The 6856-nt window shown below is 64.1% G+C and carries 5 protein-coding genes; 4 read left to right on the top strand and 1 reads right to left on the bottom strand.

The features are described from left to right. From B7X49_RS11780 to tssC, 3 genes are all read left to right on the top strand, one after another. Positions 1–424, top strand: a 424-nt coding sequence (locus tag B7X49_RS11780) for a DsbA family protein (protein ID WP_286839494.1), incomplete at its 5' end; no start/stop codon positions are given. Beyond that, a complete protein-coding gene (locus B7X49_RS11775) occupies positions 417–1262 on the top strand; it encodes an ABC transporter ATP-binding protein (protein ID WP_286839491.1) in 846 nt (281 codons plus the stop codon). The genes B7X49_RS11780 and B7X49_RS11775, both read left to right, overlap by 8 nt. Before the next feature lie 6 nt (positions 1263–1268). Beyond that, a complete protein-coding gene (gene tssC, locus B7X49_RS11770; protein WP_286703952.1) occupies positions 1269–2756 on the top strand; it encodes a type VI secretion system contractile sheath large subunit in 1488 nt (495 codons plus the stop codon). Between the two features lie 163 nt (positions 2757–2919). Here the strand turns inward: tssC and tssA are convergent, their stop codons facing one another. After that, complete coding sequence (gene tssA, locus B7X49_RS11765; protein WP_286703951.1) at positions 2920–4008, bottom strand: type VI secretion system protein TssA; 1089 nt, start codon at positions 4006–4008, stop codon at positions 2920–2922. Positions 4009–4157: 149 nt separating this feature from the next. Here tssA and tssH point away from each other — a divergent pair, with 149 nt between their 5' ends. Further along, positions 4158–6848 (top strand): type VI secretion system ATPase TssH, encoded by a 2691-nt coding sequence (gene tssH / locus B7X49_RS11760; RefSeq protein WP_286703950.1) that lies wholly within the window; start codon positions 4158–4160, stop codon positions 6846–6848. Positions 6849–6856 lie beyond the last annotated feature (8 nt).

The raw sequence follows: 6856 nt of genomic DNA, 5'->3' as shown, positions 1-6856 counted from the left end.
CGGGCAGTTGTTCGACTTCGAGCGTGGTCTGCCGGAGGGCATGGTGTACGACACCGAGCCGGCATGTCGTGCGCTGGTCACCGCGCGCAATCTCGATGCGTCCAGCGCCTGGATGCTGCTCAGGCTGATTCAGCGTGCGTTCTATGCCCAGGGCGCCGATGTCACCCAGGCCAGTGTGCTGGTGGAGCTGGCCGAGCGTGCCGGCATCCCGCGTATCGAGTTCGCCAAGGCCTTCGACAGCCAGGCCATGCATGAGTCCACCGCCGCAGACTTCACCTGGGTGCAGGATCTGGGGATCGCCGGCTTCCCCACGCTGCTGGCCGAGCGCGATGGTCAACTGGCGCTGCTGACCAACGGCTACCAGCCACTCGAGGCGCTGTCACCGCTGCTGGGCCGCTGGCTGGAGCGCGCTGCCAATGCCTGATCGGTTGAGCTGGGCAGAAGTCCGTCGCCTGGCCCTGCGTCACAAGAAAGCGCTGATTCTGGCCAATCTGGTCGCCGTGCTGGCGACCTTGTGCAGCGTACCGATCCCGTTGCTGCTGCCGTTGCTGGTGGACGAAGTGCTGCTCAAGGATGGCGATGCAGCGCTCAAGGTGATGGACAACTTTCTGCCCAGCGATTGGGAAACCGCAGCCGGCTACATCGGCCTGATGCTGTTTTTGACCCTGCTGCTGCGCGGTTCCGCACTGATCTTCAACGTCTTGCAGGCGCGCCTGTTCGCCAGGCTGTCGAAGGATCTCGTCTACCGCATCCGCATCCGTTTGATCGAACGGCTCAAGCGCATCTCGCTTGGCGAGTACGAGAGCCTGGGCGGCGGCACCGTGACCACCCACCTGGTCACCGATCTGGACACCCTGGACAAGTTCGTCGGCGAAACCCTCAGCCGCTTTCTGGTCGCGGTGCTGACCCTGGTCGGCACCTCGGCCATCCTGCTCTGGATGCACTGGCAGCTGGCCTTGCTGATCCTGCTGTTCAACCCGTTGGTGATCTACGCCACCGTGCTGCTGGGCAAGAAGGTCAAGCACCTGAAGAAGCTGGAGAATGACAGCACCTCGCGCTTCACCCAGGCGCTGACCGAGACCCTGGAGGCGATTCAGGAAGTGCGCGCCGGCAACCGCCAGGGCTACTTCCTCGGTCGCCTCGGCGGGCGTGCGCGAGAGGTGCGCGATTACGCCGTGGCTGCAAATGGAAGAACGGACCACCTCGATGCGGATGGTCGCCAATATTCCGAAAAAGACCTGATCGGATCGTTCATGGCCTGATCTCGCATGTTGCGTGATGCTGTGCTGGCCGGTCACTTTTTCGGCGACCGGCATCAGGCCGAGGCGGGCGATCTCGCGCGGTTTCTGACCGCGCCGGCGGCCCCTTCGCTCGCCATCTGGTTCGGGCTCGATACCGCCGCGATCCTGCGCGATCCAACCCGGCTGGCGGCGATGCTGGATCATGACATCGCGATGATCGATGCGATGCTGGCCGCCGCGATCGATGAAATTCTGCACGCGCCGCGCCTGCTGCGGCTCGAAGGATCATGGCGCGGGCTGCACTGGCTAGCCGATCGCATCGAGGCGAGCGGGCGGGTGCGGCTGCGGGTGCTGCACGCCGCCTGGGGCGAAGTGTGCCGCGATCTGGAACGGGCCGCGGAATTCGACCAGAGCCAATTGTTCCGCCGGATCTACGAGGATGAATTCGGCACCCCGGGTGGCGAGCCCTATGGGTTGCTGGTGATGGATTACGAAGTGCGCCACCGGCCCGGACCGGACGCGCCGAGCGATGATGTCGCCGCGATCGCGGGGCTCTCGGCAATCGCGGCCGCCGCCTTCGCGCCGATGATTTTCGGCGCAGCCGCAGCGCTGTTCGGCGTCGACCGGATGGAGGAATTATCGGGCGTCGCCAATCCGGCGGCCATTTTCACGGGGCCGGAGCACCAGCGGTTCCGCAACCTGGGCCAGCGCGAGGATATGCGGTTCGTCGGCCTCGCACTGCCGCGCCTGCGCGCCCGCCCGGCCTGGGAGGATTGCGCCGAGGCGCGGCGCGGGTTTCGTTACGACGAGACGATTACGACCGGCGATGACATCGTCTGGTTCGCCGCCGGTTATGCGATCGCCATGACGGTGGCGCGCGCAATGGCGACCTACGATTGGCCGGCCGACATGCGCGGCTATATCCAGGACTGGGCGGGCAGCGGGCTCATCACCACCGGCACCGCGCCACGCTTTTCGGTGGATTCCGCGGAGGGGCAGGACCGGTTCGAGGCGGAAATCGCGCTGACCGATGCCCAGGAACGCGCGCTGGTCGATGCCGGGGTGCTGGCCCTGTCCTCGCTGGGGTTTGGCGGCCAGACCGTGTTGGGGGCCGCGCGCAGCCTGCAGGCGCCGCGCCGCTACAGCGGGCCGCGCGCCGAGGCGGCGGATGCCAATGCCCGGCTCTCCGCCCAGTTCAATACCATGATCTGCGTGTCGCGGTTCGCCCATTTCATCAAGGTAATGGGGCGCGACATGACCGGCGCGTTCCGCACCGCCAGCGAGATCGAGCGCGAATTGACCACCTGGCTGCGCCGCTACGCCAATGCCAACAAGGACGCCGGCCCCGAGACGCGGGCGCGCTACCCGCTGCTCGATGCGCGGGTCGAGGTGCGGGAGCTTGCGAGCAAGCCGGGTTCGTTCGGCTGCACGATCCATTTGCAGCCGCACTACCAACTCGATGATATCAGCGCGTCGTTCCGGCTGGTGACGGAATTGTCGGCGCCGCGGACGTGATGCTGTGACTAACGCGGGTGAGGTCAAGGAAGCGCTTCTTTTTTGTAAAAAAGAAACAAAAAACTTTTTTTAATTTAGGATGTTGCCTGGGGTGGCTTAGTTTGTTGTATTCCTGAAGGTTTTTGCTGCTATTCTTTTAAAAGAAAGACGATCTCTGCTGCTTTTATGTGGTTGGCTTGATCCCCAGCGCCGTCAGCATCGCCTGACGCACCGCGTTATCGGCCAGGATGTCCTCGATCAGCTGCGGCCAGGGCAGACGGGCGCGGCGGACGGCTTCGTCCAGCGTCAGCGCGATTGGTGATTGCGGTTCGGTGCGGCGGAAGAATTCGGCGATTTCGGTGAGCTGGTTGAGCGCATCCTCGCGCGTCCGCACGGCGCTGCGGGGAATTTGTGCATCCGGCATGTCGGTCTCCGTGGGTTCGATCTCCGCTGTGACGGGCTGTGCCGCGATGACAGTTGGAGCGCCGGCCTGCGGGGCGTAGCGCTTGGCGATGTTGATGATCTGTTCAAGAATTTCAGCAACCCGGCTCGCGGGCGGTGCATCGGCGCCCGCTACTTCATCGAGCGTCTGCGCCATGCCGCGCCATGCCGCCAGCGTGGCGATCGCCCGCTGCGCGAGGGCCGTGAAATGCGCGACGCCGACCGCCCGCGCCTCGGTCTCCAGCTTGGCGAAATCAGCGACGCCGGCGGCGATGCGGGCCGCCTTGCGCTTGGCATCGCCCAGCCCGGCGGTTTCCTCGGCCTGCTGGTATTGGAACAACAAAACCCGTGCGCCGTCCGCCGTGTTGAACAGCGGCAGTTTGCGCAAAGGCTGGATCAGCGTGCCATCGCCGCCGACGCCATTCAGCCCGGCGATCGGCGCGGTGCGGGTTTCCATCCCGTCTTCATCCGGCAGGGGAAACACATTCTCCCAGTATTGCGCGGCGAAACCACCGATCAGCGCGGCACCATCGGCGAGGCCCGCAAGGCCGGATTCGCGCACCAAAGCCTCGGTCAGCCAGGCGGCGATTTCAAGATCGTGGGATTTTGCCAGCGCGGTTTGCGACAATTGCAGGACGGTGCGCCAATGTTGCGCCACCTCGGGTTCAAGCGAGGCATCGGCATCGGCCGCCCGCTCGGCCGCCCGCGCGTCCGACCGCGCATCACGCAGCCGGTAATAGACCGATTGCGCCGCATAATCGGCCCGCAGGTCAGCGCCGCTCGGTGCGTCTTCCATGATCGGCCCTAACAAATCAGTAATGTTGAGTGTCATGCGAAAAATCCAGTGTGACAAAGGTCATACAGTCATCATGTTGCAAGTTCTTAATCTGGACAAGACGAGTGTTAGCCCATAATATCAAAATCACAACATTGTTTCGTCGTAACAAAACCGGCACGTATCCGGTCCTAAAAGGGGAGCAGATGGCGGCTATCGATCTCAAATCTCTCATCGCGCGCCTGAACGAGCACAGCCGCCGCAGCCTGGAAGCAGCGGCCGGACTCACCTTGTCGCGTAGCCATTACAATGTCGAGATCGAACATTGGCTGCTCAAGCTCGCGGACGGGACGGATACCGATATTCCGCTCATTCTGCGCCATTACGAGATCGATCATGGCCGGTTCCTGATCGACCTTAACCGATCGCTCGACCGGATGAAAACCGGCAATGCCAGGGCCCCTGCCCTGTCGCCGGATGTGGTGGATTGGGCGAAACAAGGCTGGTTGCTCGCCTCGATCGAGCATGGTCTGTCGCGCACCCGCTCGGGCCATTTGTTATGGGCGCTGCTGGCCGATGAAGGGCTGGCCCGCCGGGCGCGCGAGGCTTCGAGCCAGCTTGCGAAAATCCCCGCGGAAATGCTCAAGCGCGACTTCGCCGCGATCACCCAGAACTCAACCGAATCCCACAGTGCCACGCTGGCGGCAGATGGTGCGCCGGCGGCGGGCGGTGATGATGGTGCCCCCCGCCCCGGCGGTTCGGCCGCACTCGATCAATTCACCGATGATCTGACGGCGCGGGCGCGGGCCGGCAGGATCGACCCGATTCTCGGCCGCGATTTCGAGATCCGTCAGGCGATCGATATCCTGACCCGTCGGCGCCAGAACAACCCGATCCTGACCGGGGAGGCCGGCGTCGGCAAGACCGCCGTGGTCGAAGGCCTGGCGCTGAAAATCGCCCAGGGCGATGTGCCCGAAGCATTGAAAAACGTCGTGCTGCGCACGCTGGATATGGCGTTGTTGCAGGCGGGCGCTGGGGTGAAGGGCGAGTTCGAAAACCGGCTGAAATCGGTGATCGAGGAGGTCAAGGCCTCGCCCCGGCCGATCATCCTGTTCATCGACGAGGCGCACACCATGGTGGGCGCCGGTGGCGCGGCCGGGCAGAACGATGCGGCTAATCTGCTCAAACCGGCGCTGGCGCGCGGCGAATTGCGCACCATCGCGGCAACGACCTGGGCCGAATACAAAAAATATTTCGAGCGTGACGCCGCACTGGCGCGACGGTTTCAGGTGGTGAAGGTCGAGGAACCATCCGAGCCGATGGCAACCGCGATGATCCGCGGCCTGGTCGGCACGCTGGAAAAACACCACAAGGTCCGCATTCTGGACGAGGCGGTGAGCGAGGCGGTGCGGCTTTCGGCGCGCTACATTCCCTCGCGCCAGTTGCCGGACAAGGCGATTTCCCTGATCGACACCGCCTGCGCCCGCGTTTCGATGAGCCAGGCGACCGAACCGGCGCCGATCGAGGACCGCCGGCGGCGGCTCGATCTGATCGCGACCGAAACCGGCATTCTGGCGCGCGAAATGGCGAGCGGCGGTGATCACGCGGCGCGTGAGGCCGAACTGGCGGAGGAGCGGGCGAAGCTGGTGGAGGAACTGGCCGCGCTCGAATCGCGTTACGCGGCGGAGAAGGAATTGGCCCATCAGATTGGCGCGTTGCGGGGCGCGTTGGAAGCGCCGGAGGCGGCTGCGTATACCGCTGCCCCGGGTGATGTCGGCGTCATGGACCGGCCGGCGGTGATCGATCGGGCAGCGTTGCGGGCACAACTCGCCGAGGCGACCACGGCGCTCAAAGCCTCGCAGGGCGAGATGCCGCTGATCTTTCCGGTGGTCGATGCGCAGGCGGTAGCCGAAATCGTCGAGAGCTGGACCGGGATTCCCGCCGGCCGCATGCAATCCGACGAAATCAACACCGTGCTAAACCTGAAAACCACGATGGAACGCCGGATCGTCGGCCAGCCCCACGCCCTCGAAGCCGTCGCCCAGGCCATCCGCACCTCGCGCGCGAAACTCACCGATCCGCGCAAGCCGATCGGCGTATTCCTGATGGTCGGCACCTCCGGCACCGGCAAGACCGAAACGGCGCTGACGCTGGCCGATCTGCTGTATGGCGGTGAGCAGAACATCACCACCATCAACATGACCGAGTTCAAGGAGGAGCATAAGGTCTCGCTCCTGATGGGCAGCCCGCCCGGCTACGTGGGATACGGCGAGGGCGGCGTGCTCACCGAAGCGGTGCGGCGTCGCCCCTACTCGGTGATTTTGCTCGACGAGATGGAGAAGGCGCATCCCGGTGTGCAGGATGTGTTTTTCCAGGTGTTCGACAAAGGCAACATGAAGGACGGCGAAGGCCGCGACATCGACTTCAAGAACACCGTCATCATCATGACCTCGAACGCCGGGACCGATCTGATCGAAAAACTGTTCGCCGACCCTGAAACCGCGCCGGATGCGGCAGGGCTGGCCGAGGCGCTGCGCCCGGAACTGGCAAAATACTTCAAGCCGGCGTTTCTCGGCCGGGTAACCATCGTGCCGTATTTCCCGCTGTCGGACGATGTGATCCGCCAGATCGTCACACTTCAGTTGAACAAGATCGCGCGCCGTGTGCGCGATAGCTACAAGGCCAGCTTCACCTACGAGCCTGAACTGGTCGAAACCATTGCCGCGCGCTGCAAGGAATCCTCCTCCGGCGCGCGCAACGTGGAGAATATTCTCTCGCGCAGCCTCCTGCCCGAATTGTCGGCGGAGGTCCTGGCCCGGTTGGCCAATGGCGAGACAATTTCCCACGTCACGGTCGGAATGGGTCCCGAAGGGTCGTTCCGCTACGAACTTGGCTAAATTTTTAT

The sequence above is a fragment of the Acidiphilium sp. 34-64-41 genome, from assembly GCF_002282635.1.
Classification (GTDB): Bacteria; Pseudomonadota; Alphaproteobacteria; order Acetobacterales; family Acetobacteraceae; genus Acidiphilium; species Acidiphilium rubrum.
Note: the sequence above shows the minus strand (reverse complement) of the source record. Positions and strands in the feature narration are given on the sequence as shown.